Annotated in this window: 15 protein-coding genes; 2 read left to right on the top strand and 13 right to left on the bottom strand. The window is 44.9% G+C overall.

Features of this window, described 5'->3' with window-relative positions; genetic code table 11:
* Positions 1-4 precede the first annotated feature (4 nt).
* Entirely contained in the window at positions 5-1,087 is a 1,083-nt protein-coding gene (locus ABDW33_RS08090) for an imelysin family protein (protein WP_343689551.1), read from the top strand.
* A gap of 56 nt (positions 1,088-1,143) precedes the next feature.
* On the top strand, positions 1,144-2,523 hold the full coding sequence (locus ABDW33_RS08085) for a di-heme oxidoredictase family protein (protein ID WP_343689550.1): 1,380 nt from the start codon (positions 1,144-1,146) through the stop codon (positions 2,521-2,523).
* Between the two features lie 47 nt (positions 2,524-2,570).
* Here ABDW33_RS08085 and ABDW33_RS08080 read toward each other — a convergent pair whose 3' ends face one another.
* The 13 genes from ABDW33_RS08080 to ABDW33_RS08020 all read right to left on the bottom strand — a co-directional run bounded on the left by ABDW33_RS08080 (position 2,571) and on the right by ABDW33_RS08020 (position 16,904).
* A complete protein-coding gene (locus tag ABDW33_RS08080; protein WP_343689549.1) occupies positions 2,571-4,253 on the bottom strand; it encodes a glycosyltransferase family 39 protein in 1,683 nt (560 codons plus the stop codon).
* A gap of 20 nt (positions 4,254-4,273) precedes the next feature.
* The gene (gene nagA, locus ABDW33_RS08075) at positions 4,274-5,383 is read right to left on the bottom strand and encodes an N-acetylglucosamine-6-phosphate deacetylase (RefSeq protein WP_343689548.1); all 1,110 of its coding nucleotides are present in this window, start codon (positions 5,381-5,383) and stop codon (positions 4,274-4,276) included.
* 27 nt (positions 5,384-5,410) lie between these two features.
* Complete coding sequence (locus ABDW33_RS08070) at positions 5,411-5,794, bottom strand: VOC family protein (protein ID WP_343689547.1); 384 nt, start codon at positions 5,792-5,794, stop codon at positions 5,411-5,413.
* Complete coding sequence (locus tag ABDW33_RS08065; RefSeq protein ID WP_343689546.1) at positions 5,794-6,588, bottom strand: amidohydrolase; 795 nt, start codon at positions 6,586-6,588, stop codon at positions 5,794-5,796. The genes ABDW33_RS08070 and ABDW33_RS08065 overlap by 1 nt, the downstream gene beginning before the upstream one ends.
* Positions 6,589-6,646: 58 nt before the next feature.
* Positions 6,647-7,108, bottom strand: coding sequence for a regulatory protein RecX (locus ABDW33_RS08060; protein WP_343689545.1), 462 nt, complete (start codon positions 7,106-7,108; stop codon positions 6,647-6,649).
* A complete protein-coding gene (locus ABDW33_RS08055; RefSeq protein ID WP_343689544.1) occupies positions 7,108-9,462 on the bottom strand; it encodes a UvrD-helicase domain-containing protein in 2,355 nt (784 codons plus the stop codon). Before ABDW33_RS08055 ends, ABDW33_RS08060 begins: the two co-directional genes overlap by 1 nt.
* A 228-nt stretch (positions 9,463-9,690) precedes the next feature.
* Entirely contained in the window at positions 9,691-10,191 is a 501-nt protein-coding gene (locus ABDW33_RS08050) for an RNA polymerase sigma factor (RefSeq protein ID WP_072362852.1), read from the bottom strand.
* A gap of 612 nt (positions 10,192-10,803) precedes the next feature.
* Complete coding sequence (gene rpiB, locus ABDW33_RS08045) at positions 10,804-11,265, bottom strand: ribose 5-phosphate isomerase B (RefSeq protein WP_343689543.1); 462 nt, start codon at positions 11,263-11,265, stop codon at positions 10,804-10,806.
* 36 nt (positions 11,266-11,301) lie between these two features.
* On the bottom strand, positions 11,302-12,159 hold the full coding sequence (gene tatC, locus ABDW33_RS08040) for a twin-arginine translocase subunit TatC (protein ID WP_343689542.1): 858 nt from the start codon (positions 12,157-12,159) through the stop codon (positions 11,302-11,304).
* A gap of 699 nt (positions 12,160-12,858) precedes the next feature.
* Positions 12,859-14,127 carry a hemolysin family protein gene (locus ABDW33_RS08035; protein WP_343689541.1) on the bottom strand — a complete coding sequence of 423 codons (1,269 nt, stop codon included), beginning with the start codon at positions 14,125-14,127 and terminating at the stop codon, positions 12,859-12,861.
* An 83-nt stretch (positions 14,128-14,210) separates the two neighbouring features.
* Positions 14,211-14,774, bottom strand: coding sequence for a guanylate kinase (gene gmk, locus ABDW33_RS08030; protein WP_343689540.1), 564 nt, complete (start codon positions 14,772-14,774; stop codon positions 14,211-14,213).
* Between the two features lie 94 nt (positions 14,775-14,868).
* Entirely contained in the window at positions 14,869-16,182 is a 1,314-nt protein-coding gene (murA, locus tag ABDW33_RS08025) for a UDP-N-acetylglucosamine 1-carboxyvinyltransferase (protein WP_343689539.1), read from the bottom strand.
* Positions 16,179-16,904, bottom strand: a complete 726-nt coding sequence (locus ABDW33_RS08020) for a DUF4290 domain-containing protein (RefSeq protein ID WP_343689538.1) — start codon at positions 16,902-16,904, stop codon at positions 16,179-16,181. The genes murA and ABDW33_RS08020 overlap by 4 nt, the downstream gene beginning before the upstream one ends.
* Between the last annotated feature and the right edge of the window lie 343 nt (positions 16,905-17,247).

Here is a 17,247-nt window from a genome sequence, read left to right as displayed (position 1 = left end):
CATCATGAAAAAACTTGTATTACTGTTCACTGCAGGTACCTTCGCGTTACTGTCTTGTAGCAAAGACAGCGACAATGGTACTTCTAACAGTGATTTTGCTGCCCTGGAAGACTCGGTAACCATCAACTTCGTTAATAAAACCGCTATTCCAGGCTATGAAGACCTGCTTGCCAAAGCCACTACTTTCAACAATGTAGTAACTGCCCTTAACTCTTCTACAACTGAAGCTAATCTGACTGCTGCAAAAACTGCATGGAAAGATATGCGTAAGACATGGGAACAATGTGAAGGTTACCTGTTTGGCCCCGTTGAAGATGATAATTACGACCCTAATATGGACACCTGGCCGGTAGACTATGTGCAAATGGACTCCCTCCTCAATAGCTCCAATGCACTGGAGATAGCCGACATAGAGGGATTGGCGACACTTTCCCTGAGAGGTTATCACCCGATCGAATATATTCTGTGGGGTACCGATGGCAAGCGTGCCGCGGCTGCACTCACTGCCCGTGAAAAGAAATACATTACCAGCCTGACAGTAGACCTAAAAAATACCTGTACTAATCTGCGTAATAGCTGGATTGCCTCCGGCGGCAACTACTCAGCTAAAGTAATGGCAGCTGGCAAAGGTTCCCAGCCCTTCCCTACCAGACAAAGCCTGTTCACCGCTATGGCGGCAGCGCTGGCAGACATCTGCGGAGAGGTGGGGGAATCTAAAATGAAGGAACCTTATGATGCGAAAGATCCTAATATCGTAGAGTCTCCATTCAGCGGCAACTCTACTACTGATTTCAAGAACAATATTGTAGGGGCATATGACGTATATATGGGTACCTTCCTGGGTAGTAATGGTAAGAGCCTGCATGCACTGGTAGCAGCGAAGAATCTGAGCCTGGATAATACAATTCAGCAACAGTTCCAGGCAGCCATCAGCTCCTTTGATGCCATTACAATGCCTTATGAGAAAGCGATACTTGATAATGCTCAGCGTATAGTAGCCGCTAAAACCATGAGTAATCTCGTAACGCTGAAAGGCACCATTGAAGGTGATCTTGAGAATTTCATCCTCACTAATATCAAAGATTGATTTGAACCGGCCGGCACTTCATCTGAAGGCCGGCCACTTTTTTAATATACTTTTCAATGCGGATAAGGAAGATCTATTTAGCAGCGGCTTTATTAGCCTGCCCTGCATTGCTGATGATGTGTACCAAACCGGCCCCCTTCAGTGATGAAGATTACGACCCCCGGCTAAGCGGTGGTGCTGCTACCGTATTTGATGCGACCAGCAAAGCTTTTGGCAATGTCATCCCGGGTCTGAGCAACTACGATCAGCATATCCATGACCTGGGCGACAACAGTGTGGATCAGACTTTTGTAACAGCACCGGCTACTATCAATAGTGGCTTAGGGCCCATCTTCAACAATGTGAGCTGTCGCAGCTGCCATCATAACGATGGAAAGGGAAGTCCCACTACCGGTACGGTCACATCTTCGATGCTGATGCGATTGAGCATACCGGGTACAGATGCCCATGGCGGACCACTACCGGTACCGGGATATGGTTTACAATTGCAGGACCTGGCGGTATTCGGGGAAACAGCCGAAGCCTCTGTGAAGATCACTTATACGGAACAGGTGTATACTTACCCTGATGGTACCGTAACTACACTACGCAAACCGGCTTATACTTTCATTAATCCTTATACTACATTGCCGGTTGACCTGATGGTATCACCACGTATGGCGCCGCCGTTTTTTGGGTTGGGATTGCTGGTCACGATTCCGGAGTCTACGATCCTTTCCTATGCTGATGAAAATGATGCGAACGGAGATGGGATCAGTGGCCGGCCGAACTATGTATATGATGCTTCGAAAGATAAGATGATGCTGGGTAGGTTCGGGATGAAGGCGAATACAGCGACCATTCTTACACAGGCAGCAGCTGCGTATCAGCAGGATATGGGAATTACGAACAAAATTTTCCCAAAGGAAAGTTCGTTTGGACAGCCGCAGATGGATAACCTGGCAGATGATCCGGAGTTGCCGGATAGTTTGCTGAATGCGGTGGAGTTTTATCTTTTGTCGCTGGCTGTACCTGCCAGAAGAAATACGACAGATGGAGATGTGATGGCCGGTGAAAAATTGTTTGCGCAGGTGGGATGTAGTAATTGTCATATTCCTACTATGCAAACAGGCGTGGATGTAAGGTATCCATATCTGAGTAATCAGCGGATACATCCTTATACAGATCTGTTATTGCATGATATGGGAGACGGACTGGCGGATGGAAGACCGGATTTTAAAGCGAGTGGCAGCGAGTGGAAGACGCCGGCGCTGTGGGGTGTGGGACTATTTGAGAAGACGAACGGGACGCCATTTTATTTGCATGATGGCAGGGCAAGAACATTAGAAGAGGCGATACTATGGCATGATGGCGAGGCTGCAAAGGTGAAGGCAAAGTTTACCCAGTTGACAGCTGGTGAGCGTGGACAGGTGATTGCATTCCTGAAATCATTATAATTAAAAAGACCGGTTAGCTTCGCTAACCGGTCTTTTTAGGAATGTTCTTATTGAACGATCACTTTTATTGTCTGACTATTATGTGTGGGTGGTAATACTCCTGCGAACACACAGAACTTCAACTGGTAGGTACCCGGCTTATCAGGCATCTGTACCTCTATTCTCACGATTCTACGCTCAATTGCTCTACTGATTGTCAATGCTGTTTTTACTGCGGGAAATTCTACATCCTTTTGTGTAAAAGCATATCCTACCAGCGCTTCATTTACTGTATCCACAGGTACTGCCTGATGATACCCATTATCTACCTGCAACAGGAAGCCCATGGTACTATTCGGTTTTACTTTTACCTCCCGCATAGCAGGTATAAACTGCACAAGTGAATAAGAATAATATGGATCCTGCAGATGAAACTTCACTAATCCTTTTGATGTGCTGAAGCTATCAGTTACCGGGATGTTCTCTGTATCATAGGTGATCTCTACCTGCTTACCCCAGAGTTGTTTTTCCGTCTCCCAGTAGTTATACTGATTGCGGCGATTATACCGGCTATTGATACTATACGACACCCCATTATCACTATAGAACATGTACTTGGAAGGCTGCTGGTAGCTATTCAAAAATACGATCGGACGGCCCCCGGCATGCTCCTGTAATGCTTTTGCCCACTCTCTGTTATGATGAATTTCAGGACGGATATCTACCCCTGGCATGAAATCCCATATCATATACACACGTGTTATGAAAACAACTACCAGGGTTGCCGGTGCCAGGTACTGAATCACTTTCAATGACCGGCGAATAGATCTCTTTCTCCGTACAGACTGATGTGCCAGCACCATTACCGGAGTAAACAACATCACAGTCCAGTTTGCCTCTACTCTTCCCTTGAAGGTACTGAACAGGAAGAACACCAATACACCTATTGTACAGAACTTCAACGCTCTTTCAAAAGCGCTCTGTATAGGACATACAAAAGCGTAGTACAACACTAACCAACCCGCCAGCGGACCAAATAACAGGATCTGGCCGAGGATATATTCCAACGTAAAGTCGAACTGATAAACGGATGCATTTCTTTCAATCAGGTGATACTGTAACGAAGGAAAGTTATGTGCGTATTGCCAGTATAGATGTGGGAAAAATAAAATCGTAGTGATCACTACAGCTACATAAAACTTGAATACCCTCAGTAGATTCAGGTTAGAAATAACGGTAAAGCCCACCAACAGTACACCATGATATTTGCTATAGAACATAAGCGCCATGCTCAGTGCCAGCAGGAAGGTATTCTTCCAGCTTTGCTGTTCAAGGAACGCACGATAGATATAAAAATATAAGGCGGCAAAGAAAATCAGTGGCACATCCGGCACAGCCAGCATCCCGCCCAATTGCATCGCACCCATTACCAGCAATAAGAGGTAAAAGAGGCGATTATCCTTGCGGGGAATCAATTTATCTGTAATGATAATTGTACCCAGGTTCAGGATTACCATTCCCACACGTACACCAAATTCATTGTGAAAGAGTGCATACCCCAACTTAATCAGCAAGGCTACCATGGGAGGGTGGTCAAAATAACCCCAGCTCAGGTGGTGGGCATATACCCAGTAATAAGCCTCATCATCCATCAGTTCTGTATACCCTGCCTGTATGAGGCAAAGCAGGAACCAAACCAGCAGGAAAAGGTTCTTATATTGATTCTTGGTGAAGTAGCGTAGAATGCCCATGAAATTTCTGCTTGAAACCGCTAAGATAAGATAAGTTGCTGGAAGGCCCAGCTTTCATCCAGTACCAGCATGGCTGTACGGAAACCGGGAGCGATACGGCCCAGCTCCTGGGCCAGTCCGGCAACGACAGCAGGATAGGCAGCTGCCATACGCAAAGCTTCTTCCGGTGCAATACCCACCTGGGCGATACAATTCTGTACCGCTTCCAGCATAGTGAGTGCAGAACCGGCTAAGGTGCCGTTTGCATCTTCGAAGCGATTGGACATCGGGTTCCAGTGAAAAGCATAGTCTTCTCCACCACTTTCTGCCACCGCATCTGTGATCAGGAATAAACGGCTTCCCATCACTTTCTTGCTGATGCGGATGGTATTAAAATCAACATGAATACCATCGGCCACCACACTTGCATGTACATGTGGATGGTCGTAAATAGCGCCGACCATACCTGGGGCCCGGCTTTGTAATTGCGACATGGCATTGAAAAGGTGAGTGCAGGTCGTAATACCATTTTCAAAGGATTGGTAACATTCCTGGTACGTGCCATTGCTGTGACCAGCAGATATCAATATCCCGGCTTCCTGCAGCCGGACAATGAGTGCCGGCGCTACACGCTCAGGTGCAACAGTCATCATTTTCACAATACCGGTGCCGTGTTCCAGTATCCAGTCTATGTCTTCGTCTGTAGGCTGTATAATGTACTGATGTTTGTGTGCCCCATTTTTTTCAGGACTGATATATGGTCCTTCCAGGTGCAGTCCTAAGCAACCTTGTCCGCCCTGTTCCCAATATGCTTTAACGGCAGCAATAGACTTTAAAATTGTTTCGGAAGAATGTGTAGGAATGGTGATCATGAAGAATGCGGCACCACCTGCTTTACAGTATTCGTAAGTCGCCTGGATAGACGTTACATCAGGAAGGGAGGGGAAATAACGGCCATTACCACCATAGATCTGCAAGTCAATAAATGCAGGCACGAGATCGGCCCCATTCAGGTCATGGATAGTGGCGTGGGTGGGAATTGCTTTGGGGGCTACGATATCAGTGATCCTGCCATTTTCAGAAAGTACAACGTGGTCTTCCAGCCAGTTATCACCGGTGAAAATTCTGCAATTGCTATAAGCATTAAGCATGGGTTATGTGTTTGTGATCCGCCAGGCTCACTGTTCATACAGCTCAAGTGGTAACCCGTCCGGATCGGTAAAAAAAGTAAATCTCTTTCCGGTATATGGGTCAATTCGGATTGGCTCGGTAATGACAGCATGACTTGTCAGATGAGCTACAGCCTGGTCGAGATCTGACACGGCAAATGCCAGGTGACGTAGCCCCCTGGCCTCCGGCCGGGATGGGCGAGGCGGAGGCGAAGGAAATGAAAATAGCTCGATCACATATTGTCCATTCAATGCAAGATCCAGCTTGTAGGATGCACGTTCCCCGCGGTATACTTCCCGGATGATTTCCAGTCCGAGTACTTCGGTATAGAACTGCTTACTCTGCTCGTAGTCTGAGCAGATGACGGCTATATGATGAATGGATTGTAACATTAAAATAACTGAAATTTATCGGCGTCCCTGAGGAAAGGAATATTCTTCCTTATTTCGTCCAGTTTGGTGCGTTCAAGTGTAGTAGTAAATATATCTTCGTCATGACTCTTCCTGTAGAGTATTTCGCCCATTGGGTCAATGAGGCTGGTGTCGCCACTGTGGTAGATACCGTTACCATCGTCGCCTACCCTGTTCACCCCGATTGCATATACCTGGTTTTCGATGGCGCGTGCCTGAATTAATGTTTTCCAGGCGGTGCTGCGGCGCTCAGGCCAGTTAGCTACGTTGATGAGGAGGTCGTATGCAGGAGCGCCTGTTTCAGGAGAGATCTGGTTCCGCTGCCATACAGGGAAACGGAGATCGTAGCAGATGGTAAGACATATTTTCCAGCCTTTTACAGAGGCGATCAGGCGTGTATCGCCGGCTGCGTAGTGCTTATCTTCTCCTGCATAGGCAAAACGATGACGTTTATCATAAGTGCCTGCAACACCATTCGGCTGCATCCACACGAAACGATTGTAGTATTCGCCGTCTTCTTCGATAATCAGGCTTCCACCGATAATAATGTTCTTCTCTGCTGCTTTCTTAGCCATCCATTGCACTGCCTTACCATCCATCTTTTCAGCCAGTTTTTCAGGTGCCATGCTGAATCCTGTGCTGAACATTTCAGGAAGGATCACGACTTCGGTTCTCTCGTTGATGCTATTAATCTTTTCATTGAACATGTTCAGGTTAGCATCAATATCTTCCCAATGCAATTTGGTCTGTATAAGTGTTACTTTCAGATCTGACATAAATTATCGGTTTCTAATTGCATAAAAATACGATGACTTCGGCTAAAAACTTTTAAAATTATAGCTCGTCTTTTGCAATTTGTTTAAGGGTTTCGTTTACCAGGTCGGGTTCATATCCTTTTTGAAGCAGGTATTGGGTGGTCTTGAACTGTCTTTTCAGGTATTGTTCTCCTTTCAGCGAGGCATATTTTTTCTCGCCCAATGACCTTAATACATCCATATAATACTCATCATCAATTTCTTCCATACCTTTTTTGATACAGTAGGCGGAAATCTGGTGTTGTTTGAGGCCGGCCATGATCTTTTTACGTCCCCATTTCTGAGAGCGGAATTTGCCGCCGGCATAGGCCCGGGCGAATCGTTCTTCGTTCAGGAAGTTATCTGCAATGAGCGCAGCAATGGCCTCGTCTATCTCATCACCGCGCAGCCCCAGCTCAAGGCTTTTTGTTTTCACCTCGCTGTGGCTGCGTTCCTGATAGGCACAGTAACGACGTAGTTTTAAGAGAATAGAAGTCTGCATTATTTCTTTACGATCATCAATCGCGCGTAGTTCAGCATGATCTTTTTCTCACCGCCACCTTTAGGGAATACTACGGTAGCGATACGATTGTTGGGAGCCCCCTCCATACTCATGATAGTACCGAAACCGAACTTCTGATGTTCTACCTCCATACCGGGTTCCATGGTAGCCGGATCATCTGGCGTAAAACCAGCGCTTGGTACGTGGGTACTGGCAGCAGCATTGGCAACAGGCCTGGGAGCAGGGCGAGGACCGGCAACAGGTTGGGAAGACGGACTACCTGGTGTTTTCTTTTGCATACGGTCGAACATATTTCCACCACCGCTATTGCCCCAGAGGCCGCCTCCATTGTTGATCGGGCTTCGGCCGCCTACAGCGCCACCACCTGCGTAGCTGCGGTCAATGTATTGTTCAGGCATTTCTTCGAGGAAACGGCTGGATTCGTTATTGACCAGCTGTCCGAAGCGATAACGACTGTTTGCATAAGTAAGGAATAGTCTTGCCTTGGCGCGGGTGATCACCACATAGAAGAGCCGGCGTTCTTCTTCCAGTTCCTCTCTTGAGTTGATGGAGAGGGAGCTTGGAAACAGGTTTTCTTCCAGGCCAACGCTGAATACAACAGGGAATTCCAATCCTTTGGCAGCGTGGATAGTCATCAGTTTCACCACGTCGCTGTCTTCATCGTTGCCTTTATCGGCATCGGTGAGCAGGGTGATCTGCTGCAGGTAGGTGCCCAGCGATTTTTCCAGCAACTCACCGTCTTCAGTAGGTGTTTCGGTAAATTCCTTTACGGAGTTCAGCAGTTCCTGGATGTTTTCATAGCGTGCGAGACCTTCGGTTGTTTTATCGTTGAAGAGCTCCTTGACGATGTTGGTAGACTTACCCACCTGTACGGCGATATCGTAAGCATTGTGTTTACCCAGCATAGCCTGGAAACTACGGATCATGGTCACGAAGTTTTCAATGGCTTCCAGTGTACCACCTTTAAATCCGAATTCCTGTGCTCTTTCAAGCACGTTCCAGAAGGTAATATTATGTTCATTGGCGTAGATCACTACTTTTTCGACAGTGGTCTTACCAATACCGCGGATGGGATAATTGATGATACGTTTCAGGCTTTCTTCATCAGATGGGTTCATCACGATGCGGAGGTAAGCCACGAAGTCTTTAATTTCCTTGCGCTGATAGAAGGAGATACCTCCATAGATGCGGTAAGGGATGGCTTTGCGGCGAAGATTTTCTTCAAATGCCCTACTCTGTGCGTTAGTACGATACAGGATGGCAAAGTCCCTGTTTGCGTAATGGTTGCGCAGCTTCTGTTCGGCAATGGTTTCGGCTACGAATTTGCCTTCTTCATTGTCGGTCATGGTACGCACCAGTTTTATCTTTTCTCCACCCGGGTTGTCTGTCCAGAGATTCTTTTCGATCTGCCCTTTATTATTGGCAATCACATCATTGGCGACTTTGAGAATGGATTTGGTACTACGGTAGTTCTGTTCCAGTTTTACCACTTTGGCATCGTTATAGTCCTTTTCGAACTGGAGGATGTTTTGAATGGTAGCACCGCGGAAAGAGTAGATACTTTGAGCATCATCTCCCACCACACAGATATTTTCGTGAGCAGCGCCCAGCAGTTTGATGATTTCGTACTGGGCAGGGTTAGTATCCTGGTACTCATCGATCATGATATATTTGAACTTATGCTGGTATTTATGCAGTACTTCGGGGAAGTTCTTCAGGAGCTGATACATCTTGAAGAGGAGGTCATCGAAGTCCATAGCGCCGTTTTTGAAGCAGCGTTTGGCGTACATTTCATACAGCTTGCCTGTCATGGGGCGGTTGGCCCTCATATCTTCCTGCTGGATGGCATAGTCGTGCTGATATTCTTCAGGGCCTACGAGGCTGTTTTTGGCGGAGGAAATGCGGTTATAGACCATATTAGGTTTATAATGCTTATCGTCCAGGTTTTGCTCGTTAATGATTGTTTTCAATACGCTTTTCGCATCGTCGGAATCATAAATGGTAAAGTCATTAGGATAACCGAGGCGATGGGCTTCGGCCCTTAACAGACGGGCAAATACGGAGTGGAAGGTACCGATGTAAAGGTTTCGGGCTTCGGTGCCGCCCAGGATCTTTTCCACACGTTCCTTCATCTCTTTTGCCGCCTTGTTGGTAAAGGTGAGTGAGAGGATATTAAAAGCATCTACACCGTTACGGAGCAGGTGGGCGATACGGGTGGTAAGTACTTTCGTCTTACCGGAGCCAGCACCCGCCACGATCATCAGCGGGCCTTTGATATGCACAACTGCTTCGCGCTGCCGCTCATTCAGTTCGTCTAAGTAATTTGCCTTCATTATAGTTATTAAAAATCCACATTACCATCAGGAACTGATGGCCAAAAAAATTAAAGGGAAGCCGTAAAAATACGAATTAAATCCATGTACCCATCGCTCAATGTGGGGAGCGAGGCCGGATGTAGGTTTCAGGATATTTTAAATTGTTTAAGGTAAAGAGAAATAACATCCGCTGCAGATGAAATATCTGCATTCACGAATAGTCACCGAATTCATGTAATAAAAAGATTAGAAGCGTACGATCCTTGACTTCAGCATTTTTCTGGCGAAGTGGATACGGCTTTTTACTGTCCCCAGCGGTTCATTGAGCATCGCTGCAATCTCGTAGTATTTATAGCCCTCAAAATACAGCATAAAGGGTTGTTTGAATATTACAGGCAGGTTGTAGACTGCTGAGTGCACATCTTTGATGCGCAGATTTGTTTCAGCAGCATTGCCAATTGTTGGGATTTGCTGATGCATAAGGAATTCGCCGGCGGAGTTGTCGAGCAAACGGAACTGCCTGTTGCCGCGACGATAATTGTTGATAAAAATATTGCGCATGATCGTATAGAGCCAGGCGCGGATATTAGTACCGGCCAGGTATTTATCGCGATTGGCGAGTGCGCGGAAAAGTGTTTCCTGATAAAGGTCTTTTGCTGATTCGGCATCCTTAGTGAGGGTAACAGCATACGGTCTCAGGAAATCGGCATTTCCGAGTAAAAGTGCATTAAATTCTGTCGAAGACATATTTGAGGAGTTTAAACATCTGAAAAAAAATGTTGTTTCAGCTGATAAACCGGATTGAAGAAAAACAAATATTACCAGTATGGGATAAGTGAATATAGCTGCTTGCTCTAAATCCGGATGGGGTTGCATCACATTTTTTTCAGATCATGTATCCCGATGTTTTACCAATAATGTCTTTGCGCTATTACGAAGAATAGTAGTGATTGGGCGCCGGCTTGCAGTAGTAGCAGGTATTTCCATGGTGGTATAATTTTAAGGTTACTGATGATGGGGCTTTTGGTTTGCTATTCTCTTGTCTGATAAATAATTCCAGTGCGATGTTAAATCCCGGATGTAACAATGCGTTTTCGGTTATTTGAAATAGTAGTAGGTATTTACTAAAGGCACGCGTCGTACAGATTGGATTCTACGATAAAATGACACTCAACTGACTGACTCTTAACACAATTTAACAAAACATTTTATTATCTCAAAATAATTCTACGTTCAAAACGAGTCTTTTAGATAGGTATCTGGGGTAGTATGGTTTTACTTCGATTGCAATGAAAAATATCAGGAAAAAAGAAGGGCGTTGCAAGTGCAACGCCCTTCTTTTTTCTTATCGTGTACCTGTTACAGACAGGCAATTTTTCTTACTCTGTTTTCATGTCTGCCGCCTTCGAAGGGGGTATTGATAAATACATCCACCATTTGTTTTGCGACCGCATCATCTACAAAGCGGGCCGGTATGCACAACACATTCGCATTATTATGACAGCGGGACAGGCGGGAGAGTTCTTCGCCCCAGCAGATAGCTGCGCGGATACCCTGATGTTTATTAGCTGTAATTGCTACGCCGTTACCACTACCACATACGAGTATGCCAAACGCGGCCTGCTCTCTTTCTACCAGTGTAGCAACCGGATGAGCAAAGTCTGGATAATCGGCCGATTCGCTCGAGAATGCCCCTACATCCTTTATCTTCAAACCTTTTGCTTCCAGATAAGAAATAATCTCCTCCTTGTAGTCGAAGCCAGCGTGATCAGAGCCGATAGCAATTGGCAATGACAAATTGAATGTTGTTTGTTGTGACATAAAAAAACTTTTAAACAGTGAAACCGTTACGCTTTATCAGGACCACTCTTCTATTTCCGGTTCTTTTTCTTTATCCTCCATACCTTTCAGTGCTCTAACAGATATATAGATACTGATTTCATACAGCAAATATAAAGGAGTAAACACGATCAGCTGATCGATCACATCCGGAGGGGTAATCACTGCTGCCAGTACCAGGATAATCACTATTGCATGACGACGGTAGGTACGCAGGAAAGTAGGCGTAATCAATCCGATCTTGGTGAGGAAGAAGATGAGTACGGGTAACTCAAATAATACGCCCATACCGATCACGATCTGGGTCATGAGGTCGAAGTAGTCATCTATGAAGAACTGGTTAACTGCTTTGGTTGTCACGGTATAGCCAGCCAGGAAGTTGATCGTAAACGGCGCCATCAGGAAATAGCTGAAGCAGATTCCTAAAAAGAACTGGAAAGATACCCAGAAGATGATGCCTCTTGCTCCTCTCACTTCTTTTTCTTTCAGCGCAGGTTTTACAAAGCGCCAGAATTCCCAGAAAATATATGGGAATCCCAATACCAGGCCGACAATAAATGCCAGTTTGAACTGGAGCATGATCTGACCGGTCAGCACATGGTTTTGAAAGACGATATCTACCGGGGTGATACAAAGTTTATCTCCCAGCCCGGTTGCGTGGCTAATTTTACACAGTGCGATATAGGAAGGAAAATCTCTGTTGGTAGGGCCAAATACGATTTTATCCAATATTTCATTTGTATACACCCAACCTATGATACCAAACACCACAATTGCTACAGCAGCGCGGAACAGATGCCCTCGTAGTTCTTCCAGGTGGTCAAAGAAAGTCATCTCCGCTTTCTCGTTGTTATTTGCAAAAATTCTTTTGAACATATCTGTTTGTCAGGCTGAGTTAAACATTATTTCCTAAGGAGCACAAATATAGCTGTTGCCTGGAAGAAAACAGAGTAAAGCGGATGGTTTTAATGTGATTTAAATGCAGAGGGGGAAGAGTACTGTATAGACTGGCAAAGAAGTTGATATAAGGTTAACGATTTAGCAGCAACAAAAGGTGCTTAAAAAAAGAGAGCCAGCCCGAGAAGAATCAAGAGCCGGCCTTTCATCCATTGTTTGTTAACCCCAAAAAAGTTGAATTCGAGAATGTCTTTAGTTTCCAGTATCACTTTCTATTCGATTGATGGCAAGCTTTCAAAATAGTCCGTGTTTCTGGTCACTTTTAAATTTCTATTACAAAAATAGTAAAGAATTATGTTATTATCAATGTTGTAACAATTTTTTTTACATCCTTTTAACAAAAATCAAATCATTGTGTTACATCATCTGTAGCAAATGTATAAAATCCGTGTTAATTCCCTACTACTTTTTTTTAAATCGTTTTAGCAGGTCAGATGCTTAATTACTATGCAAATATATTAAAAAAAATATCACAATATCAACACCTGATTTCTTTTATTTTATAAAAAACTAGTAAGTTCTCCTAAATACCTGACAAATAAGCAACTAAAAATGAACTTTATCTCAAAAAAAGCCGTCATTTTATCCAGATGTGGATAAGTACATGATACTCTTTACTTAACCGAGTACCTTCATCTTGATCATTTCGATACGTGTTTCTGTCACATTAATAATTTCAAACTCATAATCATTGATTATAATGCGTTCTTTCTGGCGAGGAATGGTCTCGTGATGATTGATGATATAGCCAGAGAGCGTTTCACTTTCATCTTCCGGAAAATCAAAACCGTATTTCTCATTCAGGTAATCCAGTTCCAGGCGACCAGAGAAGATATATTCTTTTTCAGCGATCTGTTTGTCTACAAATTCTTCCTCATCGTGTTCATCTTTGATCTCTCCGAATATCTCTTCAAGTACGTCTTCGATAGTTACGATACCTGCTGTACCGCCAAATTCATCTACTACCCAGGCAATGCTTTTCCGTTCTTTATTGAACTTGCCCAACAGGTCGATGGCACTCATCGTTTCTGGTACTGCCAGGATTGGGTGCAGGATAGCCTGTATATCCCCGGGGCCTTTGAACATATCCAGCTGGTGAATATATCCCAGGATATTGTCGATCGTATTTTCGTAAATAATTATCTTGGACAGTTTGGTATCCATGAACTTCCGCTGTGCCTGTGCAATAGGACTGTTTATTTCCAGTGCCTCTATTTCCTTACGCGGAATGAGGCAACCACGGATCTTGACATGTGCCAGCGACAGCGCATTTTCGAACAACTCTGTATTCAGTTCCTGATTCTCGGTTACATGTTGTTGCGACTGGCGTATAAAATGCTCCACATCTACCCGGGGGAAAGATGTAGCCGTTTCTATAATTCTAACATTGAAAAGATATTTCAGGATCCACTCGGAAACTGATACGAGCAGACTGCCTACTACAAACAGTGGCTTTGAAATCACTGAGATAGGCAGTGCAAAGAAACTAAGTAATCCTTCCGGCCGTGAGCGGAATATGGCACGGGGCAGGAAGAAGCCGAACGTAAGCAGGATGAGGGTAGCCAGCAGCACTTCCATCAATAACAACAGGGGCTGGTAGCTGGTACTTTCCTGGGGGGAGAGCACTTTATTCCAAAGGGGCTGAAAGAACCCGGCGAACAGAATGCCATAGATTACAATAGTGATTGTAAGGCCCAGCAGGCTGGTTGCCAGAAAACGAGAGGGGTTATCATTAAAACTGGCGAGGATCTTTCCGGTAGCGCGTCCTTGTTTCTTCTTGAGCTCAATGCTTAGTTTATTCACATTGGCGAAGGCTGTTTCCAACCCGGCAAAGAAACCTGCCAGCAATACCAGGAATGCCAGTATCGGGAGTGTATAAGTTTCCATATTTATCAAAAATAACGAATTTCCTGACTGCAAATAGTGTGCAGATAATTTGGGAAGGGGGCTGTAAGCCCCCGACAATGCGATTATTTCAAAAAGCCTTCTACCAGCGCTTTTACTTCTGCGTGTGCGATTGCTAACTGGTCATTGATCACAATTTCATCAAACTGGTGAGAGAATGAAAGCTCATACCGTGCTTTCCCCAATCTTTCTTCCAGCGATGCCTGGGTTTCTGTACCACGTTCACTCAGGCGTACCCTCAGGGCATCCAGCGTGGGTGGTTGAATAAAGATAGTCAGTGCGGCGTCCTGGTAATGTTCCTTGATACTCAATGCACCTTTTACATCAATGTCTACCATTGGCGTACGGCCATGCTGCCAGATGCGCTCCAGTTCTGATTTGAGTGTACCATAGTATTTACCTGCATACACCATTTCATACTCTGCAAATTCATGGGCTTCTATCTTCTCATGAAAGTCTTCCTGTGTCAGGAAATAATAATCTTTTCCATCCACCTCATTCTCTCTTGCTGTGCGTGTTGTAGCAGAAATGGAAAATTCCAGCTGCGGCATTTCTGACAACAGTTGCTTAACGATGGTGGTTTTCCCTGCTCCTGAAGGGGCCGTAATAATAATGATCTTATTAGCCATAATATAGTTTCCTGATTAAAATTAAGCCATAAGCAGCAGGAGTTGGTCTCTTGTAGCTTATGGCTTATAGTATTCTGCGTACAGCTAATTGTACTTATACTCTCTTGATATCGGCACCCAGCTTACGCAGGCGCTCATCGATGTACTGGTATCCACGATCGATCTGCTCGATGTTCTGTATGGTGCTCTTTCCTTCTGCGCTCAGTGCTGCAATCAACAGGGATACACCCGCTCTGATATCAGGTGAAGACATGGTAATACCTCTCAGTTTGTGCTGGCGGCCCAGGCCTATCACCACTGCACGGTGAGGATCGCACAATACGATCTGTGCACCCATATCAATCAGTTTGTCTACAAAGAACAAACGGCTTTCAAACATTTTCTGGTGAATCATCACACTCCCTGATGCCTGTGTAGCCACCACAAGGACGATGCTCAGCAGATCAGGCGTAAAGCCAGGCCATGGATGGTCGGAAATGGTGAGGATAGATCCGTCCAGGAAGGTCTGGATCTCATATTTATCCTGTGCAGGAATGTAAATATCATCGCCCTGAATTTCCAGCTGAATACCCAGCTGACGAAATTTTTCCGGAATGATACCCAGGTGCTGCACACCAGCTCCTTTGATAGTAATTTCACTCTGCGTCATAGCAGCGAGACCAATGAAAGACCCAATTTCAATCATATCAGGCAGCATACGATGACTACAGCCGCTGAGAGAAGTGACCCCTTCAATTGTAAGCAGGTTAGATCCTACCCCACTAATCTTTGCGCCCATACTGTTTAGCATTCTGGACAGCTGTTGCAGGTAAGGTTCGCAGGCTGCATTGTAAATAGTAGTTGTACCATTTGCCATTACCGCAGCCATTACGATATTGGCGGTACCTGTTACTGAAGGCTCGTCAAGCAGCATGTAGGTCCCTTTCAGTCCGCCATCGCCAGCTTCGAGTCTGAAGTAATTATCATCATTATCATATACAAACTGAGCACCCAGTTTTTCGAACCCAATGATATGGGTATCAAGGCGGCGGCGACCTATTTTATCGCCTCCGGGTTTAGGTATATAGGCTTTGCCAAAGCGGGCCAATAATGGACCAGCTATCATGACAGAACCTCTCAGTCGTCCTGATTTCTTCTTGAATTCTGCACTCTCCAGGTAAGGAAGGTTGATCTGATCGGCCTGGAATTCACAGGTATCGCGGCTGACCCTGTTAATCTTCACACCCATATCGCCCAATAACTCTATCAGCAGGTTTACATCCAAAATATCCGGGATGTTGCTGATAGTTACCTTTTCGGGAGTTAGTAAAACAGCACTGACAATCTGTAAAGCTTCGTTTTTGGCACCCTGGGGTACAATTTCCCCCTTAAGGCGGTTGCCACCTCTTACTTCAAAAGCACTACTCACTTGTTCCTGTTTTTATATTTTTGGTTCTTATTGTTATTGTTGTTCTTCGCTTTTCCGCCTTTGAAGTTATTCTGTTGCTGGAAATTACGCTTCTTATTGCTACCACCACTATTGTTGCTGGATGTACGAACAAATTCAGCATTGGTGTTAAAGTTTGGACTTGTTGCAGCAATTACCGCACTTGCGTGAGCCGTTGTATTAAAGCCTGCATGGAAGTCCAGCTGGCCATTGGTAATACTGGTGAGTTCAGCCTTGATTGCATCGTCATGCACACTTTCTTTATGCCAGTTGCTATAGGCCAGTTTCATGTAGTTACCAATACACTGCGTAAACCCTTCCTTCTTTTCAGTATTATCCTCAGCAATGGCTTTATCAATTACCATTTCCAGATTTTTACCAAAATGTCGGTTGCGGGGATACTTTTTAGGATAAGGTAATCTTTCAGGTCTTGCTTTCAGGGTTTCACGCGTTGGAATGGGGTAAGGTGATTCTACATCTAATCGGAAATCGGAGATGAGAAACAGGTGATCCCATAACTTGTGCCGGAAGTCTTCTACATTGCGGAGGTGGGGGTTGAGCGTTCCCATGAGTTCGATAAGCGCCATTGCATTGGCCTGGCGGTGATCTGGGTCTTGTATGCTCAGGACGTACTCGATCATCTTTTGGATGTTCCGTCCATACTCCTTCATAATCAAATGGTTACGGGTGGTATTGTATTCCATATCACAATTTAAAAAATACTATTATAGTCTTGCTTGAAAGGTAAGTTTGTGCTTTGCGCATTCACAAATGCAAAAGTGCTAAAGGAGAACATTTATCAATTTTGTACCCTGGGCTCTGGCTAAAGCCGGGATGGCTTTTTTCATGTGAAAGCAAACCGTTCTATGCAAACTTATGAAAAATAGTTTAATTGTACGATAGCTGGGAGTTTCGTGAAAACTAGTTTAACTTTTTCTATAGAAGCACCGGGCGCTGCCAATAAAAATGTTAAATATTAGTCAACTTCTATATTACTTCAATATCCGGGCCCTAAATTTGTTTGTTACAACGCATATTCTTTTAAAA

The sequence above is a fragment of the Chitinophaga sp. genome (assembly GCF_039596155.1).
Classification (GTDB): Bacteria; Bacteroidota; Bacteroidia; order Chitinophagales; family Chitinophagaceae; genus Chitinophaga.
This window is presented reverse-complemented; position numbering and strand designations above follow the sequence as displayed.

Coding starts and splice junctions, on each gene's coding strand:
- ABDW33_RS08090 (WP_343689551.1), top strand. CDS start 5: ATGAAAAAACTTGTATTACTGTTCACTGCAGGTACCTTCGCGTTACTG.
- ABDW33_RS08085 (WP_343689550.1), top strand. CDS start 1,144: ATGCGGATAAGGAAGATCTATTTAGCAGCGGCTTTATTAGCCTGCCCT.
- ABDW33_RS08080 (WP_343689549.1), bottom strand. CDS start 4,253: ATGGGCATTCTACGCTACTTCACCAAGAATCAATATAAGAACCTTTTC.
- nagA (WP_343689548.1), bottom strand. CDS start 5,383: ATGCTTAATGCTTATAGCAATTGCAGAATTTTCACCGGTGATAACTGG.
- ABDW33_RS08070 (WP_343689547.1), bottom strand. CDS start 5,794: ATGTTACAATCCATTCATCATATAGCCGTCATCTGCTCAGACTACGAG.
- ABDW33_RS08065 (WP_343689546.1), bottom strand. CDS start 6,588: ATGTCAGATCTGAAAGTAACACTTATACAGACCAAATTGCATTGGGAA.
- ABDW33_RS08060 (WP_343689545.1), bottom strand. CDS start 7,108: ATGCAGACTTCTATTCTCTTAAAACTACGTCGTTACTGTGCCTATCAG.
- ABDW33_RS08055 (WP_343689544.1), bottom strand. CDS start 9,462: ATGAAGGCAAATTACTTAGACGAACTGAATGAGCGGCAGCGCGAAGCA.
- ABDW33_RS08050 (WP_072362852.1), bottom strand. CDS start 10,191: ATGTCTTCGACAGAATTTAATGCACTTTTACTCGGAAATGCCGATTTC.
- rpiB (WP_343689543.1), bottom strand. CDS start 11,265: ATGTCACAACAAACAACATTCAATTTGTCATTGCCAATTGCTATCGGC.
- tatC (WP_343689542.1), bottom strand. CDS start 12,159: ATGTTCAAAAGAATTTTTGCAAATAACAACGAGAAAGCGGAGATGACT.
- ABDW33_RS08035 (WP_343689541.1), bottom strand. CDS start 14,127: ATGGAAACTTATACACTCCCGATACTGGCATTCCTGGTATTGCTGGCA.
- gmk (WP_343689540.1), bottom strand. CDS start 14,774: ATGGCTAATAAGATCATTATTATTACGGCCCCTTCAGGAGCAGGGAAA.
- ABDW33_RS08020 (WP_343689538.1), bottom strand. CDS start 16,904: ATGGAATACAATACCACCCGTAACCATTTGATTATGAAGGAGTATGGA.